This is a genomic window from Xanthomonas sp. JL1 (assembly GCF_038405005.1).
Genome location: NZ_JBBYGR010000052.1, coordinates 42,502 through 59,904 on the forward strand (window position 1 = coordinate 42,502; position 17,403 = coordinate 59,904).

The 17,403-nt window shown below is 64.4% G+C and carries 17 protein-coding genes, 1 pseudogene and 1 riboswitch; of the genes and pseudogenes, 4 read left to right on the forward strand and 14 right to left on the reverse strand.

From position 1 onward, the window contains the following. Nucleotides 1-280 precede the first annotated feature (280 nt). The 6 genes and pseudogenes from WJW29_RS12250 to WJW29_RS12275 form a co-directional block, all read right to left on the reverse strand. Nucleotides 281-1,305: pseudogene (locus WJW29_RS12250) on the reverse strand (CocE/NonD family hydrolase). Nucleotides 1,306-1,603: 298 nt separating this feature from the next. Beyond that, the gene (gene thiL / locus WJW29_RS12255) at nucleotides 1,604-2,578 is read right to left on the reverse strand and encodes a thiamine-phosphate kinase (protein WP_011409393.1); all 975 of its coding nucleotides are present in this window, start codon (nucleotides 2,576-2,578) and stop codon (nucleotides 1,604-1,606) included. Nucleotides 2,579-2,798: 220 nt separating this feature from the next. Next, on the reverse strand, nucleotides 2,799-3,269 hold the full coding sequence (gene nusB, locus WJW29_RS12260) for a transcription antitermination factor NusB (RefSeq protein WP_011260254.1): 471 nt from the start codon (nucleotides 3,267-3,269) through the stop codon (nucleotides 2,799-2,801). Further along, nucleotides 3,266-3,730: a 6,7-dimethyl-8-ribityllumazine synthase gene (ribH, locus tag WJW29_RS12265; protein ID WP_011409394.1), complete on the reverse strand. Its 465-nt coding sequence runs from the start codon at nucleotides 3,728-3,730 to the stop codon at nucleotides 3,266-3,268. The genes nusB and ribH overlap by 4 nt, the downstream gene beginning before the upstream one ends. Nucleotides 3,731-4,043: 313 nt before the next feature. Next, complete coding sequence (ribB, locus tag WJW29_RS12270) at nucleotides 4,044-5,183, reverse strand: 3,4-dihydroxy-2-butanone-4-phosphate synthase (protein ID WP_011260256.1); 1,140 nt, start codon at nucleotides 5,181-5,183, stop codon at nucleotides 4,044-4,046. Next, on the reverse strand, nucleotides 5,180-5,782 hold the full coding sequence (locus WJW29_RS12275) for a riboflavin synthase (protein WP_011260257.1): 603 nt from the start codon (nucleotides 5,780-5,782) through the stop codon (nucleotides 5,180-5,182). Before WJW29_RS12275 ends, ribB begins: the two co-directional genes overlap by 4 nt. A gap of 167 nt (nucleotides 5,783-5,949) precedes the next feature. Then, nucleotides 5,950-6,125: riboswitch (FMN riboswitch) on the reverse strand. A 217-nt stretch (nucleotides 6,126-6,342) separates the two neighbouring features. On the opposite strand from WJW29_RS12275, the gene WJW29_RS12280 reads away from it, so the two are divergent. After that, nucleotides 6,343-6,966 (forward strand): hypothetical protein, encoded by a 624-nt coding sequence (locus WJW29_RS12280; protein WP_011260258.1) that lies wholly within the window; start codon nucleotides 6,343-6,345, stop codon nucleotides 6,964-6,966. Between the two features lie 55 nt (nucleotides 6,967-7,021). On the opposite strand, the gene ribD is transcribed toward WJW29_RS12280, so the two are convergent. The 6 genes from ribD to WJW29_RS12310 all read right to left on the reverse strand — a co-directional run bounded on the left by ribD (nucleotide 7,022) and on the right by WJW29_RS12310 (nucleotide 13,456). Continuing rightward, nucleotides 7,022-8,131, reverse strand: a complete 1,110-nt coding sequence (ribD, locus tag WJW29_RS12285; RefSeq protein WP_011260259.1) for a bifunctional diaminohydroxyphosphoribosylaminopyrimidine deaminase/5-amino-6-(5-phosphoribosylamino)uracil reductase RibD — start codon at nucleotides 8,129-8,131, stop codon at nucleotides 7,022-7,024. Continuing rightward, nucleotides 8,128-8,613, reverse strand: coding sequence for a GNAT family N-acetyltransferase (locus WJW29_RS12290; protein WP_011260260.1), 486 nt, complete (start codon nucleotides 8,611-8,613; stop codon nucleotides 8,128-8,130). The genes ribD and WJW29_RS12290 overlap by 4 nt, the downstream gene beginning before the upstream one ends. Beyond that, nucleotides 8,610-9,134: a transcriptional regulator NrdR gene (gene nrdR, locus WJW29_RS12295; protein WP_011260261.1), complete on the reverse strand. Its 525-nt coding sequence runs from the start codon at nucleotides 9,132-9,134 to the stop codon at nucleotides 8,610-8,612. The genes WJW29_RS12290 and nrdR overlap by 4 nt, the downstream gene beginning before the upstream one ends. Further along, on the reverse strand, nucleotides 9,134-9,649 hold the full coding sequence (locus WJW29_RS12300) for a hypothetical protein (protein ID WP_011409395.1): 516 nt from the start codon (nucleotides 9,647-9,649) through the stop codon (nucleotides 9,134-9,136). Before WJW29_RS12300 ends, nrdR begins: the two co-directional genes overlap by 1 nt. A 13-nt stretch (nucleotides 9,650-9,662) precedes the next feature. Beyond that, the gene (gene glyA / locus WJW29_RS12305; RefSeq protein WP_011260263.1) at nucleotides 9,663-10,916 is read right to left on the reverse strand and encodes a serine hydroxymethyltransferase; all 1,254 of its coding nucleotides are present in this window, start codon (nucleotides 10,914-10,916) and stop codon (nucleotides 9,663-9,665) included. A gap of 185 nt (nucleotides 10,917-11,101) precedes the next feature. After that, nucleotides 11,102-13,456, reverse strand: coding sequence for a TonB-dependent receptor (locus WJW29_RS12310; protein ID WP_041182269.1), 2,355 nt, complete (start codon nucleotides 13,454-13,456; stop codon nucleotides 11,102-11,104). Nucleotides 13,457-13,541: 85 nt separating this feature from the next. Here WJW29_RS12310 and WJW29_RS12315 point away from each other — a divergent pair, with 85 nt between their 5' ends. After that, nucleotides 13,542-14,003, forward strand: coding sequence for a hypothetical protein (locus WJW29_RS12315; protein WP_233282854.1), 462 nt, complete (start codon nucleotides 13,542-13,544; stop codon nucleotides 14,001-14,003). A gap of 124 nt (nucleotides 14,004-14,127) precedes the next feature. Here the strand turns inward: WJW29_RS12315 and WJW29_RS12320 are convergent, their stop codons facing one another. Next, nucleotides 14,128-14,649 (reverse strand): RcnB family protein, encoded by a 522-nt coding sequence (locus WJW29_RS12320; RefSeq protein ID WP_011260265.1) that lies wholly within the window; start codon nucleotides 14,647-14,649, stop codon nucleotides 14,128-14,130. Nucleotides 14,650-14,875: 226 nt separating this feature from the next. On the opposite strand from WJW29_RS12320, the gene ettA reads away from it, so the two are divergent. Together ettA and WJW29_RS12330 are read left to right on the forward strand one after the other, a co-directional pair. Continuing rightward, complete coding sequence (gene ettA / locus WJW29_RS12325) at nucleotides 14,876-16,537, forward strand: energy-dependent translational throttle protein EttA (protein WP_010367724.1); 1,662 nt, start codon at nucleotides 14,876-14,878, stop codon at nucleotides 16,535-16,537. A gap of 180 nt (nucleotides 16,538-16,717) precedes the next feature. After that, nucleotides 16,718-17,056, forward strand: coding sequence for a hypothetical protein (locus WJW29_RS12330; RefSeq protein WP_019299887.1), 339 nt, complete (start codon nucleotides 16,718-16,720; stop codon nucleotides 17,054-17,056). On the opposite strand, the gene WJW29_RS12335 is transcribed toward WJW29_RS12330, so the two are convergent. Next, a complete protein-coding gene (locus WJW29_RS12335; RefSeq protein WP_011409398.1) occupies nucleotides 17,053-17,385 on the reverse strand; it encodes a DUF4386 domain-containing protein in 333 nt (110 codons plus the stop codon). The two genes, WJW29_RS12330 and WJW29_RS12335, sit on opposite strands and share 4 nt — an antisense overlap. Nucleotides 17,386-17,403: the final 18 nt, after the last annotated feature.

Genomic DNA, 17,403 nt, shown 5'->3' on the forward strand with positions numbered 1-17,403 from the left:
TGCGTTTGGCTGGTTGACGCCACAGCGTGTGGCAGACCGGTTCGGTTGATCGGCATATCGGGTCTCCGGCGGTGTGCCGCAGCAGCGGCATCGAGTTAGGCTTCGTGCGTACTTTCCCGAAAGCGATCTCGTGTCCGCGCGCACTGCCAGAAATCGCGTTCGCCCGCGCGAACGCGACGTGACCGGTGCAGATGCGGGTTCGGCGGATGGCACGCCACCCGCCGCTGTTCGCGAGTCCCGCGGCGGACGACCTGGGACGATGCAGAAACGGCGTGCTGCCCTACCGCAGCGGCACGTTCAACACGGACGGCGCTGCAACTGGCGAGGTGAATCTCACCGTGCCACCGCCCTCGCTGGCGTCGGTATAGCGCGCGTCGCGGGTGTCGATCACCAGGACCAGTCGCTGCCCTGCGGGAATCTCGGTTGCCGCCGCCTGCAGTGGCCAGTCCAGCGTGACTGCGCGCCCCGGCGTGGCATTGCGCAACGAATACGGCGCAGGCGCCATCAGTTTCGCCATGCCCAGCGCATCCATAACCCCATTGGGTAATAGCTTGAGATGGCGGTCGAACCAGCGCGTGGTCGCGGTATAGATTTCGTTGGGTAACCCCAATGCGCCGGGCAGCTCCGCGGTGCGGTGATCGCCCTGGCTTAGCAGCAGTTGCTTGGGGCCACGTAACTGGTTGAAGAACGCGATGGTCTGGTTCGGCGGGAACAATGCGTCGTTGAACGCATTGCCCGGCAGCACCGCGGTGCCACGCGCATTGAGCGCGGCCACATCAGAGCCAGGGCTGCGGGGACGCAGCTTGCGGCAGGAAGCCCTGCACCGCGCCTCTGGGCCAGATCCGGACCGTCCCGCCCGGTCAACGCACCGGCGCCGACCGGCAACCCGACGCCCTGCTGGCTGACCGTGCGATTGGAATACAGCGAGGCTTGCAGATCGGCCCAACCGCTGAGCGCGGCCACGGCCTTGATGCGTGGGTCGCGCTCGGCCGCCAGCAGGCTGATGCCCGCACCGTACGAAATGCCCGACGCGCCGATCGCATGCGGATTGGCGGGCGTGTGCGCCAGTGCCCAATCGATCACCGCCCTGACGTCTTCCACCCTGTCCGGCCCGGCGATATCGATCTGCCCGGCCGAATCCCAAAACCCGCGCGAGGTGTAGCTGACCACCACGTAGCCGTCGCTGGCCAGCGCAGTCGCACGGCCCAGATATTCCAGATTCGGCAACGCCCAACTGGCCGGCATCACGATCAACGGAAACGGCCCGGCACCCTGCCCCTGCGGCACCAGCACCAATGCGCCCATTTGCGCACCGTCCCAGCCGGGGATGCGTTCTTAGGTCTTGCTGAAGGCGCCCGCCACCGCCGCAGCCGATGCCATCCACCACGCCAGTGCGGCGATGGTCCAGATCCAAGGTTTGCTCATGCTGCTGTCTCCCATGCAAAGCCAGGCCGGAGTGGCCCAGCGGCAACTGCCATGCATCCGTTGTTCGAGGGAGAACGCCGCGAACGCACCAGACGGTACGGTATGGTTCAAGGGCCGGGATTCGGGATTGCCCTAAGCACCGGGACCCGGTGCTCAAGAATTCCTGATAACGAGCGACTCAGCCAACGAAGTGTTGATAGCCGCGCCGCAGCGGTTGCCAAGGGTTACCGTCGGCGTCGTGCACCACCACGCCGGGCGTGGCGACAATCTGGCCGATGCGCGTCGCGGCCACCTCGGCGAACTCCATTGCCTGCGCCACCGCAGCGCGATGCTGCGGCGCGGCGGTGAAGCACAGCTCGTAGTCGTCGCCACCGCCGAGTTGCCAGCCAGGGCACTGCGCCACGCTGGTCCCGGCACTGCGCGGCATTGCCGGCAACGCGGCCAGCGCCAGTTGCGCGCCCACACCGCTGCGGTCGCACAGATGCCCCAGATCGGCCAGCAGCCCGTCGGAAATGTCCACGCAGGCATGCGCAAGCCCGCGCAAACGCAGCCCGGCCTGTACGCGTGGCTGCGGACGCAGCAAGCGGCTGCGCCACTGCTCGTGCAACGGGTCAGCCGCCGCGCAGGTCACATCCAGCTGGCCGGCTTGCCACAGCGCCAACGCGGCGGCGGCCTCACCCGGCGCACCGGTGACCCACACGTCATCGCCAATGCGCGCACCATCGCGCCGCAACGCCGCGCTCGGCGGCACGCTACCGATTGCCGTTACAGCGCACGAGAGCGGCCCGCGGGTGGTGTCGCCGCCGACCAGCACGATGTCGTGCGCATCGGCCAGCGCGAAGAAGCCATCGGCGAATAGATCCACCCATGCGGCATCGTCGTGCGGCAACGACAACGACAAGGTGCACCAACGCGGTTGCGCGCCCATCGCCGCCAGGTCAGAGAGATTGACTGCCAGCGTCTTCCAGCCCAGATCGTCGGCGCGGGTTTCCTGCGGAAAATGCACGCCGGCATTGAGCGTATCGGTGGTGATCGCCAGCTGCTCACCGGCCGGCGGATGCAGCAATGCCGCATCGTCGCCAATGCCCAACGGCACATCGGCACGCGCAGCAATGCGCACGCGCAGCCGGGCGATTAGATCGAATTCGGGCATTTGAGGAGCCGGGAGTGGAGATTGTGCATTGGGGATTCGTCGCAGCAGGCGTTGCGAGGTGCGGCACGATTGCTTGCCGCCTGCCCACCAAATGATGCGCAGTGCGGAAATGGCATAGCTCACCTCAAGGCGGAATTACTCAAGCCAAGCGCTTGCACCTTGCGTGGGCGGGACCGTCGCTCGCTGCCAATCCCGAATCACCACTGCCGAATCCCGTGGCTCAAGCGCCGGACTCGACCTTGCGCCACTCCACAGCGGCGCGGTCCAGCACCCCGTTTACATAGGTGTGACCGTGTTCGGAGCCGAAGCGCTTGGCGGTTTCGATCGCTTCGTTGATCACCACGCGGTACGGCACGTCCTGGCGGTACAGCAATTCGTAGGCGGCCAACCGCAGCACTGCGCGTTCGATCGCATCGACCTCTTCCACGCCGCGATCCAGGTACGGGGTCAGCGCGGTATCCAGTTCGGCACGATTGGTCAGCACGCCTTCGACCAGGTTCTCGAAGTACGCCAGATCGGCCACTTCGTGCGCCTGCTCGTGAGCGAACTGGGCGATCACCTGCTTGGCGAAGCCACCGGAAATCTGCCACGCATACACTGCCTGCAAGGCACGCCGACGTGCGCGCGAACGCAGCACCGGGTCGATGCCGTCGCGACGGCCGTGGCGCGGGTGTCCACCGGGCTTGCTCATGGCAACAACTCCATCAAATTCACCAGCTCCAGCGCTGCAAGCGCGCACTCCTCGCCCTTGTTGCCGTGGCTGCCGCCGGCACGCGCTTCGGCATCTTCCACGCGTTCAACTGCCAGCACGCCGTTGAGCACCGGCACGCCGGTCTGCAGTTGCACGCTCATCAGGCCTTCGGCGCACAGGTCGGCCACGTGTTCGTAATGGCGGGTATCGCCACGGATCACGCAGCCCAGCGCGATGATCGCGCCATGCTGGCCGGACTGCGCCACGCGATTGGCGGCGACCGGAATTTCCCAGGCGCCGGGCACGCGGATCACGTCGATGGCGTCTTCGCCAATGCCGTTGCCGGCCAGGCTCTGGCGCGCGCCGGCAACCAGCACGTCGGTGATGCGGGCGTTCCAGCGGCTGGCGATGATCGCAAAGCGCGCGGTGGGGGGGCGAAGATCGCCTTCGTAGTGGGTCATGCGGGTCGGCAACTCAAGGGGGCGAGAAGTTTAACAGCTGCCGGGGCCAGGCCTGGCCGACGCGTGCACGCCAGGTCCACCAAAGCAGACTCGGCCATGTGCTTCAACGACCATGGGCGATTGCGGTCAACCGGCTGCTCCAGCCGCTCTGGCGGGCCCCACGCCTGGAACCGATGGTCATCTCTGACCACTGCGCTTCCGGCACGTAGGCCGCAGCAGCGGACGGCTGCGCACTGTCAACCACGCGTCAGCGCCTGCGCCGTCCTGAACCATCGGCAGGGGCAAATGACTGCGGTAGCGGCTCGCGGGCAACTCAAGAGACAGCAGACGGCGGCACCGAACGCACGCCCTCGCCAGCGTGGCATTCCAGATACTCCACCACTTCCAGCCCGAACCCGGCCACCCCCACCTGGCGCCGCGAAGTGCCCAGCACACGCAACTTGCCCAGGCCCAGTTCGGCCAGGATCTGCGCGCCGGCGCCATGACGCCGCCACTGACTCACATCCTTGGCGTTGGCGGCGGCTTCGGGTTGCTGGCGCAGCCGTGCCAGCAGCGATTCGCTGTCGCGCGGGGCCGACAGCACCACCATCACGCCCTGCCCCTCGGCCGCAATCGCGCGCAAGGCATCGGTGGCCGCCACACCGAAGTCATCGCGCTGCCAGTGCAGCAGATCCGCCAGCGGATTTTCCACCTGCACCCGCACCAGGGTGGGTGTATGCGGATCGGCGCTGCCGCGCACCAACGCAAAGTGCAGGTCGTGCGCGATGCGGTCGCGGTAGGTCACCAGCTTGAACGGGCCGAATTCGGTGGTGATGTCGCGCTCGTCCACGCGCTCGACGGTGTGCTCGTTGGCCAGCCGATACGCGATCAGATCGGCGATCGAGCCCATCTTCAACCCGTGTTCGCGCGCAAATACTTCCAACTGCGGGCGACGCGCCATGCTGCCGTCAGGGTTGAGCACTTCCACCAGCACACCGGCCGGTTCCAGCCCGGCCAGCATCGACAGATCGCTGGCTGCTTCGGTGTGGCCGGCGCGGGTCAGCACGCCACCGGGCTGCGAAATCAGCGGGAAGATATGCCCCGGCTGGCTCAGATCCTGCGGCTTGGCATCCGGACGCACCGCGGTGCGCACGGTATGTGCGCGGTCGTAAGCGGAAATGCCGGTGGTTACGCCTTCGGCCGCCTCGATGCTGACGGTGAAGTTGGTCTGGAACTGCGCGGTGTTGTTGCGCACCATCGGCGCCAGGCCCAGTTGCGCGCAGCGCTCGCCGGTCAGCGACAGGCAAACCAATCCACGCGCGTGGGTGACCATGAAGTTGATGTCCGAGGGCGTGACCAACTCGGCGGCCATGATCAGATCGCCTTCGTTTTCGCGGTCTTCGTCATCGACGATCACCACCATGCGACCGGCGCGCAGCTCTTCGAGCAACGCGGGAACGGGCGCGAAATTCATGCCGTACCCCGCGTGCCGAGCAGGCGTTCGACATAGCGCGCCACCAGATCGATTTCCAGATTCACCGTCGCACCCACTGCCGTCTGCGCAAACGCGGTGTTGGCCATCGTATGCGGAATCAACGCCGCTTCGAAGCCTTCTTCGTCCACTTCATTGACGGTGAGGCTGACGCCGTCTACGCAGATCGAGCCCTTCTTGGCCACATAGCGCAACACCGCCGGCGGCGCGGCAAACCGCCAGCGCTGCGCGCGTGCATCGTCATGGACAGACTGCACCTGGCCCAGGCCATCCACATGTCCGCTGACCAGGTGCCCGCCCAGGCGGTCGATCGGGCGCATCGCGCGTTCCAGATTGAGCAGCGCGCCTTCCGGCAGTGCGCCCAGCGTGGTCAGCGACAGGGTTTCGGTGGAGGCATCGGCCTGAAAACTGGCTGCATCAAACGCAACCACGGTCAGACACACGCCATTGACCGCAATGCTCTCGCCCAACTGGACAGACTCGAACGGCAGCGTGCCGGTGGCGAAGGTGAAACGTACATCGCCGCCCTGCGGCTGACGCGCCGCTAGCTGGCCGACGCCTTCGATGATTCCAGTAAACATCAGCGCGCCCCCGCTTGCAGCACGAGGGCTGCTGCGATGGAGCGCCGGAACGCCGCGGCGCAGCGCGGCAGGTGGTGCATGGACATAGTCGTTTCTCGCAGAAGTTGAGCGAAAAACGCCGCAAGGCAAAGCAAACAGGCGCGCCCACAGCCGCAAGGCTGCGCAGTGGCCGTCTTCTTTCATCCGGACTATACCGTCGGCTCCGGCGTCGGACCGGATCTGCTGACCTTCGCGCGGTACCCGGCACATGCAGCGCCGAGCGTCGCAACGAAGCGCTCGCGGGCTCACATGCGTGCGCATGCCTACCGCCGGTGGGGAATCGCACCCCGCCCTGAAGACGTTCGTAAGTACCGGCGAGCCGGCATGTGGGAGTTTAACAGCGCGCCCAGGTGCCATGGCAGAGCCTCAGCTGAGGCTGGCAGGACGCTGTGTCGTGTCAGGAAATTCCCCATCGCCAACTCCGTGAAAGATCTGTTAAATTTCGCGCCGCGACGGGAGACGTCGTTCTTTTGCACCTCGCAATGGGGTGGAAACACTGACATCAATTCGGAGAACATGGAATGTGCAAGACACTGATTCTGGCTGCCCTGCTGGCTGCCGCACCGTTTGCCGCCTCTGCGGAAGGCCTGAGCTACAACTATGTCGAAGGCGGCTGGAACCGTACCGACGTCAACGTCAATAATGACAATGAGGGCAGCAACGGCGGCTATCTGCGCGGTTCCTGGCAGATCGCGCAGCCGGTCTACGTCTTCGCCGGCTACCAGCTCGCCACCAAGGACTACAACCTCGGCGCCGGCTTCACGATCGACGGCACCCTGACGCAGGCCAATGCCGGCATCGGCTACCGCCAGGAAATGACCGAGCGCGTCGAGTTCATCGCCGACATCAGCGCGCTGCGTACCAAGGTCGATGTGGACCTGCGCCAGAGCGGCCGTTCGCTGGGCAGCAGCTCCGACTCCAGCACCCTGGGCTGGGCGAACCTGGGCCTGCGTGGCAAGCCTTCGCCGCGGACCGAAGCATGGGTCAAGGCCGGCTACATCGATGGCAGCAACGTGGACAAGGGCGAGTTCGTGGGCACCCTCGGTGGCCAGGTGAACTTCACCCAGACCTGGGGCCTGGTTGGCGAAGCCCAATTCATCGACAACGCAAATCAGTACCGCATCGGCGTGCGCGCGAGCTTCTGACCGGCTTCGTGCATGAAATAAGAAAAAGCCCCGCATGCGGGGCCTTTTTTTGCACTCATACCACCGCTGATGGCGCGTAACGCAAACGCAGATCCTGCCCGAGCTGACGTACATCGCGTAGTTGCAATTCGTAGCGCTGAGCCATCGTTTCGATGCCAAGGCCAGCGAGCAAGGGCCTTGCGGTGTCGCCCAGCAACACCGGCGCCATGTAGACCAGCAGTTCGTCCACCAGCCCGGCCTGCAACAGCGCACCACTCAGCGTGGCGCCGGCTTCAACATGCACTTCATTGATGCCGCGCTCGGCCAGCAACGCCAGCACTGCGGACAGATCGAAACGGCCCACGTGCAATGGCAGTGCCGCACATTCCGCACCATCCAGCGCGGTTGCAGCGACAGCATCGCCATGCAGATACAGCGTCGGCGCATCGCCATTGCGGATGTTCTTGCACGCCAACGTGCGTAAGCCGGCATCCAGCACCACACGCAGCGGTGGCACGCACGCGATGTCATCGCCCAGCCGCACCGTCATCGACGGATCATCGGCCAACACCGTGCCAGCACCAGTGAGGATTGCGCCGGCACGCGCACGCCAACGCTGCACGTCCGCACGCGCGTCGGCTCCGGTGATCCATTTGGATTGGCCGCTGGCCAACGCGGTCCGCCCGTCAAGGCTGGCGCCCAGTTTGACCCGCAGCCACGGCCGGCCACGCTCCACCCGCGACAGAAAGCCCTGATTGAGCGTGCGCGCCTGCGCGTGCATCACCCCGCTGAGCACCTCGATTCCAGCGTCGCGCAGCAACGCAAAACCACCGCCATTGACCTGCGGAAACGGATCGGCCATCGCCGCGACCACACGCGTTACGCCTGCCTCGATCAACGCCAACGCACACGGCGGCGTGCGCCCGTAATGCGCGCATGGCTCCAGGGTCACATACGCAGTGGCACCGCGCGCCAACTCACCGGCCGCACGCAACGCGAAGACTTCGGCATGCGGGCCACCCGCACGTTGATGAAAGCCTTCGCCCACGCACACGCCATCGCGCACAATCACGCAGCCCACCATCGGATTGGGGCGGGTGGTGTAGGCGCCGCGCTCGGCCAAGCGCAACGCCTGCGCCATCCAGCGGTGGTCATCGGCACTCGCGATCGCCGCGGTCTCACTCATCGCGTCACTGCTCCCGGCGCGCTGCGCATCACCACGATGTGCATTGGGCCTAGTAAGAATTCGGCATGCGTCTGCCATCCCAGCCGCTGATAAAACGGCACCAATGCCGGCTGGCAATACAGGTACAGCAACGGCACGCACAGGCGCGCGGCGGCCTGCACGCAGTGCGCCACCAGCGCTTCGCCAATCCCCTGCCCGCGCGCCTGCGGCTGCACATAAAGAGACGCCAACCAGGGCGACCATTGCCGAATGCGCGCATCATCGTTTTCGAGCAGGCTCACCGAGCCCAGCCACTGGGCCTCATCCTTCGCCACCCAGGTTGTCGGAATAACGCCATCGCGCGCATGGCTGCACAATTCGCTCAACGCTTCATCCAGGTTCCATTCCGGCAGCAACGTGCCGAAGGCCTGCAGATGCGCTTGCGCAATCTCAGGCAGATACGCTGGCGTTTCCGCAACGCAGGCGATGCGCATCGCGCTCATCGCTTGCCGGGCTTGCCGGCGCGTTCCAGTGCCACTTCCAGCAATGGCAGTTGTTCGCTGCCGACCGGCAGTTCGCGTTCGAGCTTCTCGATTTCCTCACGAAAATCGGCCACGTCCTGGAAACTGCGATACACCGAAGCAAAGCGCACATAGCCGACATGATCGAGCTTGCGCAGCTCCACCATCACGTATTCGCCTACGCGCAGCGAGCCCACTTCGCGCTCGCCCGACATCCGCAGCTGATGCACGACTGAGCGTACCGCTGCTTCGATTTGTTCCTCGGCCACCGGCCGCTTCTGCAGCGCGCGGTCGAAACTGGTGCGCAGCTTGCGTGCATCGAACGCTTCGCGCCCACCATCGCTCTTGACCACGGTGGGCAACTTCAGTTCGATCGTTTCCAACGTGCTGAAACGCTCACCGCATGCCTCGCACTCACGGCGCCGACGAATCGTCGTGCCGTCTTCGGACACCCGCGAATCGATCACGCGGGTGTCGCTGTGCTGGCAGAAGGGGCAATGCATTAGCGGTGTTCTTCCAACATTCCGGGCTGCCGGGCAAACGCGAGCCGCCATTCCATCCCGGCTGCCATCGCGTTCCAGGCAGCACCCGACCGCGTGAGCGGTATGAACAAATCCTCTTCCGGCGCGATGCCTTCAAGCTCCGGCGGCATGACGCCACGCATACTGCACGCCTGAGCCGGCCCGTAATGAAACATGGCCTCGTCGAACTGCCCGGACCACAGCTGCGATTGCAGCGCCTCGACCACAGACTCTGCCTGCCCGGCTTGCATCTGCCGCTCCGGATCTACATGCCGGTGCAGGCCCTTGCCCGCGTAGTCGATATCTGCCCCTTTGGCGACCAGACCGATGAAGCCGTCGCTCAGGCCAAGCCGGCTTTCCACCCACAGATGGATCAGGTCATGCGGCAGGATGCCCTGCCGCGGCAGATCCACTTCGCAGCGCAAACCGGCGGCACGCACACAGGCAAGGTGGTCGTACTTCGACGCTGCGCCCAGCCTGCGTGCGATCAACGCCATGACGTTGCGACGCTCAGCCGTACACCGGATAACGCTTGCACTGCGCGGTCACTGCATCGCGCACTTTCGCCAGCACCGCTTCGTCGGTCGGGGCGTCGAGCACATCGGCGATCCAGTTGGCCAGATCGATGCTGTCCGGTTCCTTGTAACCGCGCGTGGTGATTGCCGGGGTACCCAAGCGCAGGCCCGAGGTAACGAACGGCGAGCGCGGGTCGTTGGGCACCGCGTTCTTGTTGACGGTGATGTGCGCCTTGCCCAGCGCGGCTTCGGCATCCTTGCCGGAGACGTCGCGGCCGATCATGTCGACCAGCATCAGATGGTTTTCGGTGCCGCCGGAGACGATCTTGTACCCGCGTGCGATCAGCGTGTTGGCCATCGCCTGAGCATTCTTGACCACCTGTTGCTGGTAGGTCTTGAACGCCGGCTCCAGTGCTTCCTTGAACGCAACCGCCTTGGCGGCGATCACGTGCATCAGCGGGCCACCCTGAATGCCGGGGAACACGATCGACTGCAGCTTCTTCTGCAATTCTTCGCTGGCGCCCTTGGCGACGATGATGCCGCCACGCGGACCGCGCAGCGTCTTGTGCGTCGTCGACGTCACCACGTGCGCATGTTCCATCGGGCTGGGATACACCCCGGCGGCCACGAGGCCAGCGATGTGGGCCATGTCCACGAACAGATAGGCGCCAACGCTGTCGGCAATGGCACGGAAGCGGGCCCAGTCGATCTTCTGCGAATACGCCGAGAAACCGGCCACCACCATCTTCGGCGTGTGCTCGGTCGCAAGACGCTGCACTTCGTCGTAATCGATCAGGCCCTGCTCGTTGACGCCGTACTGCACCGCGTTGAACAGCTTGCCGGAGACGTTGGCCTTGGCGCCGTGGGTCAGGTGGCCGCCATGCGCCAGGCTCATGCCCAAAATGGTGTCGCCCGGCTGCAGCAGCGCCAGATACACCGCCTGGTTGGCCTGCGAGCCGCTGTGCGGCTGCACATTTGCATAATCGGCATCGAAGACCTGCTTGATGCGGTCGATCGCTAGCTGTTCGGCAATGTCGACGAACGCGCAGCCGCCGTAGTAGCGCTTGCCAGGGTAGCCTTCGGCGTACTTGTTGGTCAGCTGGCTGCCCTGGGCTTCCATCACCAGCTGGCTGCAGTAGTTCTCGCTGGCGATCAGCTCGACGTGATCCTCCTGGCGGCCGGCTTCAGCAGCGATGGCCTTGGCCAGTTCGGGGTCGTAGGTTTCCAGTCGGACATCGCGCGAGAACATCAGGTCTCCAGAGGAATGGACAGATGGCAGGCGCGTAGTTTAAAGCGTGTTGCGCGCTTTGAGGTGATATGCCCTGCACGCGGGCCGGGTCCGACAGCAGTTCAACCCCGGCAGGCCCGAAGACAGCTGCCTGCCTGAAAGCAAACCCAGGCGCAGGCAAGTGCCCGCGCCTGCGCCGTGGCGCTTTACAGCGCGAACGATCCGCCAAAGGTGACCATCAACGTGCGGTCCTGCAGGAGTTGCCAGCTCGCTGCCGAGGCCGTGGCGTCCAGCGCCGTGGTCGCCGAGAATATCAGCGCCTTGCGGTTGCCCAGGTTGAACAGGTTGACCTTCAGGTAAGGCTTCTTCAGGTTGCCGATGTCATGGAAGTTGTAGCCGCTGTTGAGGTTGACGGTGGCAAATCCACCAGCGTCCGAGCCACCGGCGTTGAGGAAGGTGCCCCAGATCCTGCTCTGCGCATTCACGCTCAGGCTGGCCCACAGCGCTTGGCCTGTGTAGTTGACCGAGGCATATCCGACGTTTCTCGGTGCGTTGACCAGGGTCTTGCCGTCGGTGGCATAGGTGGTGGCGCCAAGCGCGACATCGCTCTTCATCTGGCTCTTGTTGTACGCATAGGAGGCATAAACAGACCACAGGTCGTTGACCTTGTAGCTCAACTCGGCATTGACGCCGCGCATCTGCACGCTGCCCAACTGGTAGTAGACCGGAGCGTGGGTCATCGGATCGGCGCCACTGAACTGCTTGTGCTCGAAGTTGGTCGCATACAGATCGAGCACCGTGCTCAGATTGTCGCCGTAGTAGCGCCAGCCCAGGTCGGCGGTCAGCGCCTGCTCGGGTTCGGCATCGCTGATCGATGTCTGCGAACCGATGGCACTGGCGTAGGCGGCGTTCCAGAAGTCGTACAGCGCGGCGGTGTTGATCGGCGCGCGGGAGGTCTTGCCGACCCCGAGGAATAACTGGTTCTGCTCATCGAGTTGGAACTTGACGCCCCCCGTCGGAGTGAACTTTTTGTACGTATTCGCGCCGGAAGCGTACAGCGAGCTGTTTCCCGGCGTGGCCAGATCGATGCCCAGGTCTGCGCCCGGCCAGGTCGAATACCAGCCCTTGCGCTGCACCCAGGTATAGGCGCCACCAACGGTCAGCGTCCACTGGTCGTTAGGCGTCCAGGTGTTGGTGGCGAAAGCGCGGTAGGTGGGCGTGGTCGAGTAGAAGCGATAGGCGACCTGCGGGCTACCGTTGGCGTTTTTGTAGTAATACCGGCTGTCATGGCCCCAGACATCGGCAGGGTGGCCCTGTGGGTCGGCCGGGAGGAAGACATTGGAACCTTGCTCACGCGGGCGCTCGACCAGCATGCCGTACTCCAGGCTGTCGCGCATGCCAACGTCCTGCTTGAACTTGACGTGGATGCCTGGCCGGAAGGTGTCGAAGGTGTAGAACACATAGGTACTGGCGTACCCGTAGCCGCCACCACCGTAGCCGTAGACGAAGTACGGCACCACCGATAGGTGCAGGCTGTCGCTCAGTGTGAACTCACCGTCGAGGTTGGCGATCCAGCTGCGGAACGGGTTGGTCTGGGTGCCGACCCAGTCACTGGCATCGGCCGACTTGTAGGACTGGACATACCCGAAGTCGTAGCCAGTGGCGGCGATCTGCTCCTTGGTCAGGTTGCGGTAGCCGTTCCTGACATGGCGGGTGTATTGCAGCGCGCCGGTGATCGCGTCGCCGTCGTCCAGCGTCCACACCGACTTGGCGTCGATCTTGGTCACCGTGGACTGGCCATCGCCGCGCCATTGGTCGGCCTGGTTGTTAGAATAGGAGAACCACGAACGGACCGGACCGCTGTCACCGGTGTTGTAGCGCAGGAAGGTGCGCCTGTAGTGATTGCTGCCCAAGCTCTGGCTCACGTCCAAGCCGGCATCGGCGGTCGGATCGACGGTCACCCAGGCGATGTTGCCGCCGGCTGCGCCGATCACCGGTGAGGTCACGCCCGGGTAGCCCTGCTCGACGGTGATGTCGCCCATGTTTTCGGTGTCGCCGTACTCGGTGGCGTAGATCGTGTAATCACCCGAGTCGTTGAGTGGCACACCATTGAGGGTCACGCCGATCTCGTCGGCGGTGAAGCCGCGCACGGTGAAGCTGCCGTCACTCAGGCCGGTCATGTCGTTGGTGGCCGCGATCGCGCCGGGGATGCTGGACAGCATCTGGGTGAAGTTGGCGCCGGGCACGCCCCTGATAATGGCTTGGCGACTGATGGTGGACACGGCCTTGGGCGCGGACTGCACCTCCATGTTGCCGCTGCCCAGCGACACCGAGCTACCGGTCACCTTGACCGCGTCGAGTTGGAGCGCGCGCTGGGTGGCGTTGGAATTGGTGGTGTTGGAGGTCGTGGTGTTGGAGGTCGTGGTGGTGGTGGTCGTGGAGGTCGTGGTGAAGCTGCCGCGCGGAACGGCATCGGTGCCGGCAGCGTCCTGGGCGAAGGCGGTAACCGCGGCCGCGTACAACACGGCCATCACGGCCGGGGAAACAAGCGCTTTGTTCATGAGGAGATTGCCAGTGTGGTGGAGGTCTCTAGTCAAGACATCGTCGCCTCGGCGTGCACAGAGGGGGAGCGCTGGTGGCCGGGCCTTGACGACACCGATCACGGCACGGACGTCTCGCCTCCGACGCAGCAAGTGGCCGGCGGCGCGACAGCATAAATTTTCCCCGGGAGACTTACAGACTTCGAAGTCGTCGGATGTCACGCTTTTGCTATCCGGATGCAGCTTCAATGCAAAGCGAGGTCATTTTCGTGTCCTCCCATGCAAGATGGTCGTCAGCTTGGCGTCGACCATCAATGAACTGACACAAGCCCAGCGCGCACGCCTGCAGATGACCGAAACACGTGAGCGGATGCGCAACGGTGTGCACGTCGCGGCACTGCCGCCAGGGCTGGTGAACCTGGGCGATGCCGCACGCCAGCGCGCCGGCAATGCCTCCCATGCCGGCTCGCGCAAGTGTTCGCGCCATCGCCGCAGGCAGCAACACCAAAATGTGCTGCAGTACGTCGTTTCGATCAAGCAATCACGTCGCGTCAGCGCGGATTGCTGAAGGCCCTGGTGCGTTGAGGATCGTAAAGCGGGGCTACCACAATACGACAGGGCGCGCCGAAGCACGCCCTGTTGCCGTCACCGATCCGCTGGCCGCACCTGGCCGCGCAGGTTGATCGCCACGCTCAATTGTTGATCACCAGGTCGGCAATGATGCCGGTGGCGATGGCGACCAACAGCAGGTTGCCGCGGTCGTCGCGCTGCCAGCGGTAGCCGTATGGTGGGCGACGCAGGTCATAGCGGTCGTAGTCGTTCACCACATAGACCGGCCCGTGATAACGCTGGCCACGGGCCCAATACGGACGGGGCGGCGGGCCGGGGCGGTAGTACCCAGGGAGGTCATAGACATAGACCCGATTGCGGTCGTAACGACGGTCCTGGTAACGGGCGTCGCGATAACCATCACGGTAGCCGTTGCTGTAGTAACGGCGGTCCTGACGCCACTCGCGGCGGTCGTCACGGCGGTCGTCACGGCGGTCGTCACGGCGATCGTCGCGCCAGTCACGGCGATGATCCGGGCCATAGCCGCGGTCATGGCCGCGGCGATCGTGGTCGCGATCCCAATCCCCGGCGAATGCAGCCGGTGCGAAGGCATCCAGCGCCAGGATGGAGGAAAGCACAACGGTAACGATGCGTTTGCGATGCATGACAGTTCCTGTTCACGGTGTCGTAATTTCATTAATGAGGCTGGACGCCTTAATGCATTCTTGCCGGAATCGATTACGAAAAAGCCTATTCAGGCCGGACGCAAGATGCCGTTTAGCTGCAGGCGTGCCGCCGCGGGCCAGGCCACTTGCCCGTATAATCGACGCAATCCCTTTTCCGCCGCCCCCGGCCTCGGCCGGCGGGCTGCCTGCGTCCCCCGGAGCACCTATGTCGCAATACATTTACACCATGAACCGCGTCAGCAAGGTGGTCCCGCCCAAGCGGCAGATCATCAAGGACATCTCCCTGAGCTTCTTCCCAGGCGCCAAGATCGGCCTGCTGGGCCTGAACGGCGCGGGCAAGTCCACGGTGCTGAAGATCATGGCCGGCGTGGACACCGACTTCGAGGGCGAAGCCCGCCCGCAGGCTGGCATCAAGGTCGGCTACCTGGCGCAGGAACCGCAGCTCAACCCCGAACACACCGTGCGCGAAGCAGTGGAAGAAGGCGTGGGCGACGTGCTGCAAGCCCAGGCCGCGCTGGATGCGGTGTATCTGGCATATGCCGAAGAAGGCGCCGATTTCGACGCGCTGGCCAAGGAACAGGAACGCCTGGAAGCGATCCTGGCTGCCGGCGACGCGCATACGCTGGAAAACCAGCTGGATGTTGCCGCCGATGCGCTGCGCCTGCCGCCGTGGGAGGCGATTGTCGGCAAGCTGTCCGGTGGCGAAAAGCGTCGCGTGGCGCTATGCCGCCTGCTGCTGCAGAAGCCGGACATGCTGCTGCTCGACGAACCCACCAACCACCTGGACGCCGAGTCGGTGGAATGGCTGGAGCAGTTCCTGGCGCGTTACACCGGCACCGTGGTGGCGGTGACGCATGATCGCTATTTCCTCGACAACGCTGCCGAATGGATCCTGGAACTGGACCGCGGCCGCGGCATTCCGTGGAAGGGCAACTACACCGACTGGCTGACCCAGAAGGACGAGCGCCTCAAACAGGAAGACAACCAGGAAAAGTCGCGCCAGAAGGCGATCCAGAAGGAACTGGAATGGTCGCGCCAGAACGCCAAGGGCGGCCGCACCAAAGGCAAGGCACGTCTGGCCCGCCTGGAAGAGCTGCAGTCGGTCGATTACCAGAAGCGCAACGAAACCAACGAAATTTTCATCCCGCCGGGCGAACGCCTGGGCAACGCGGTGATGGAGTTCAAGAATGTCTCCAAGAAGTTCGGCGACCGCTTGTTGATCGACAACCTGTCGATGATCGTGCCGCCAGGCGCCATCGTCGGCATCATCGGCCCCAACGGTGCCGGTAAGTCGACCCTGTTCAAGATGATCACCGGCCAGGAAAAGCCGGACTCCGGCGAGATCGTGGTCGGCCCCACCGTGCAGCTGTCCTATGTGGACCAGAGCCGCGACGCGCTGGAAGGCAACCACAACGTCTTCCAGGAAATCGCTGGCGGCCTGGACATCCTCAACATCAACGGCATCGAGATCCAGTCGCGCGCCTACATCGGCCGCTTCAACTTCAAGGGCCAGGACCAGCAGAAGATGGTTGGTTCGTTGTCCGGTGGTGAGCGCGGTCGTCTGCACATGGCCAAGACGCTGCTACAGGGCGGCAACGTGCTGCTGCTCGACGAACCGTCCAACGACCTGGACATCGAAACACTGCGTGCGCTGGAAGATGCGTTGCTGGAATTCCCCGGCAATACCTTCGTGATTTCGCATGACCGCTGGTTCCTGGACCGTATTGCCACGCACATCCTGGCGTTCGAAGGCGACTCGCACGTGGAGTTCTTCCAGGGCAACTACCGCGAGTACGAAGAAGACAAGCGCCGCCGCATGGGCGACGACGCCGGCCCGAAGCGCCTGCGCTTCAAGGCACTGAAGTAACGAGTCGTAGCTCCAAAAAAGGCGCCGGAAGGCGCCTTTTTTATATGCGCACCGACCATCTCAACTCCTCCTTGCTCGCCCATCGTCGCGGGACCTTGCGCGGCATCCCTGCCCACCCGTCGACGGAATGCTCACCTGCCCTGCACTAACGTGCCGGCGTCATCGATCTGAGGTATGCATATGCCTGTCAGCTATTCGATCAGCCTGCCCGATCCAAAGCTCGCTCGTGGTAGCGCGCCCTCGGTGAGCTTTACCGCCAATGGCGCCGACGCATTCGCCGAGCAGTTGCAGTCTGCGCTGCGCGACCCGGCCTGGTTCGACCGTTGGCGCCAGCTGCAGCCCGACCCGGACGAGGTGGATCCCAGCCTGGGCATCACAGACCCGGCAGCGACGGTGACTGGCAGGCAGCACGACCTGCGCATCGACCTGGTTGCCACTACCAGCATTCCCGGCGCTCTCTTCAAACAGCGTATGCAGGCGTTAGCCGGCGCGCACTGGGAAATGCGCGACGTCCGCTAAGCCGAAGATTCTGAAACCCTTGCATCCCGGCGCGCGCGATTGACGCCTTTGAGCAGCAGCCACAGGCACAACGTCGTTCCGCCAACCAGCACCGGCAGCAGGATGCCCGGGTTGATCGTTGCAGCAAATTCCGGCGCCAACTGCTGGGCAAATGCGGCGATGAGATAGCTGATACCGGCCAACAGCATCAGCACACCCACCGTGCGCGGCAGGTAGGTGGAGCGATAGATCACACTGTCGCTGACCAGGCAGGCGGCGCCAGAAAAGATCGGCGCTATTGAACGCGATGCCGTGGCCCAGCAATGCCATTGATGCCAGCGCGAACCCATGCTCCGGTGATGCACCCG

Coding starts and splice junctions, on each gene's coding strand:
- WJW29_RS12335 (WP_011409398.1), bottom strand. CDS start 17,385: ATGGGTTCGCGCTGGCATCAATGGCATTGCTGGGCCACGGCATCGCGT.
- nrdR (WP_011260261.1), bottom strand. CDS start 9,134: ATGCATTGCCCCTTCTGCCAGCACAGCGACACCCGCGTGATCGATTCG.
- ribB (WP_011260256.1), bottom strand. CDS start 5,183: ATGAATTTCGCGCCCGTTCCCGCGTTGCTCGAAGAGCTGCGCGCCGGT.
- WJW29_RS12320 (WP_011260265.1), bottom strand. CDS start 14,649: ATGCATCGCAAACGCATCGTTACCGTTGTGCTTTCCTCCATCCTGGCG.
- WJW29_RS12330 (WP_019299887.1), top strand. CDS start 16,718: ATGCCTGTCAGCTATTCGATCAGCCTGCCCGATCCAAAGCTCGCTCGT.
- ettA (WP_010367724.1), top strand. CDS start 14,876: ATGTCGCAATACATTTACACCATGAACCGCGTCAGCAAGGTGGTCCCG.
- ribD (WP_011260259.1), bottom strand. CDS start 8,131: ATGAGTGAGACCGCGGCGATCGCGAGTGCCGATGACCACCGCTGGATG.
- nusB (WP_011260254.1), bottom strand. CDS start 3,269: ATGAGCAAGCCCGGTGGACACCCGCGCCACGGCCGTCGCGACGGCATC.
- WJW29_RS12275 (WP_011260257.1), bottom strand. CDS start 5,782: ATGTTTACTGGAATCATCGAAGGCGTCGGCCAGCTAGCGGCGCGTCAG.
- glyA (WP_011260263.1), bottom strand. CDS start 10,916: ATGTTCTCGCGCGATGTCCGACTGGAAACCTACGACCCCGAACTGGCC.
- WJW29_RS12290 (WP_011260260.1), bottom strand. CDS start 8,613: ATGAGCGCGATGCGCATCGCCTGCGTTGCGGAAACGCCAGCGTATCTG.
- WJW29_RS12300 (WP_011409395.1), bottom strand. CDS start 9,649: ATGGCGTTGATCGCACGCAGGCTGGGCGCAGCGTCGAAGTACGACCAC.
- WJW29_RS12280 (WP_011260258.1), top strand. CDS start 6,343: ATGTGCAAGACACTGATTCTGGCTGCCCTGCTGGCTGCCGCACCGTTT.
- WJW29_RS12310 (WP_041182269.1), bottom strand. CDS start 13,456: ATGAACAAAGCGCTTGTTTCCCCGGCCGTGATGGCCGTGTTGTACGCG.
- thiL (WP_011409393.1), bottom strand. CDS start 2,578: ATGCCCGAATTCGATCTAATCGCCCGGCTGCGCGTGCGCATTGCTGCG.
- ribH (WP_011409394.1), bottom strand. CDS start 3,730: ATGACCCACTACGAAGGCGATCTTCGCCCCCCCACCGCGCGCTTTGCG.